The organism is Moorena sp. SIO4E2, assembly GCF_010671945.1.
Lineage (GTDB): Bacteria > Cyanobacteriota > Cyanobacteriia > Cyanobacteriales > Coleofasciculaceae > Moorena > Moorena producens.
Genome location: NZ_JAAHIE010001341.1, coordinates 1 through 1,189, shown reverse-complemented (window position 1 = coordinate 1,189; position 1,189 = coordinate 1). Strand labels below are relative to the sequence as shown.

General features: G+C 42.5%; 1 protein-coding gene. It reads right to left on the bottom strand.

Annotation, left to right across the window (positions count from 1 at the left end; translation table 11 throughout):
* Positions 1-97 precede the first annotated feature (97 nt).
* On the bottom strand, positions 98-928 hold the full coding sequence (locus F6K37_RS43525; protein WP_287257362.1) for an Rpn family recombination-promoting nuclease/putative transposase: 831 nt from the start codon (positions 926-928) through the stop codon (positions 98-100).
* Positions 929-1,189: the final 261 nt, after the last annotated feature.

The following is a 1,189-nucleotide window of genomic DNA, read 5'->3' as shown; positions in this document are numbered from 1 at the left end:
GCAGACTTGACCTAACCAGGTGTTCAAGGCATTGTAAAGTTGGGAGTTTTTTTCACAGCATTTCTAGAGTATGAGTGGTATCAACTCCATGTGAGCATTATTGGTCTAACTGTGACAACCAGCTCAACAAATCTTCCCAACTTTTTAACTCAAAAATAATATCTGTTAACCCTTCCAAATTTGACAAAGACAAACCTTGAACTACATTGTTTATTTCCTCGGTCTTTTCTGGGAATCGTTTTTTCAGCAGACGCATCACCAAAATCTGTGCCTCAGTGATGCGACCTTCAGCATTCACTTCCTGATAAAATCTGGTCTGTTTCCATTCAGTAAGTCCAAACATCGCTTCTAATTCCCTCCAAGGACGTTCAGGAAATTTATAGACTAAGGCTTGTTCTATTAATTCTATCGCATTTCTTTGCTGTGCTACTGGTAGAGCCCTCGCACATCTTTCTAGTTGTCGTACTCTGTGTTGGACATTGGCTTGAGGTTCTACTACCAGCCGTACCAGTCCCAATCCGATTGAGTCTGAGGTGTCTGGAGTTTCATCAAGGTAAATTGAGCGCAGATATCCTGTTTGGACTTCGCCATCGTAACATCTGGGAATCCCTGTATCCAAGCTGCGCTTAGCCCAAAATACTACCGCTTGCCAGCCATGTCGCCAACGATTTTGTCCTAAGTAGACAAACACTTCTTGCATCAGGCGGTAGTACAAGTCTTCATCTTTATGAAATTGGACTTCTACGAAATAAATAGGGTCGCCATCTCGTTTGGGGAGAAATACGCCGTCGGTGCGTTTGGCAAGTTCTTTGAGTTCGACGGCCTTAAAATTATAGTTTTGTGCTAGTTGAGAGTTTTCTTCCAGGAGTTCAAAGAAAGTACCAGGGAGGGTTTGGAAGACTTTATAAAATAGGCTGTCAGTGCGCATTAGTCTGCATTGCGAGGAACTGGCATTTGGGTTATCTGGCCAATATTATCATCGGTTGGTGTTATTTTTTGATATTATTTTTTTATAATGACAAAGGTGTACGCCCATATATAAAGTGCTCTTCTGATATCGAGTCCGCCTCAGCAGTTGAACTATCAGTAAGTCTTGGGGAGTAATTTGGTGGGCAAAGGGAAAAGGGGGTATTTGATGAATCTATTGGTAAAGTTTCCCCTTGCCCACCCTACGAGTTCTGCGATCGCT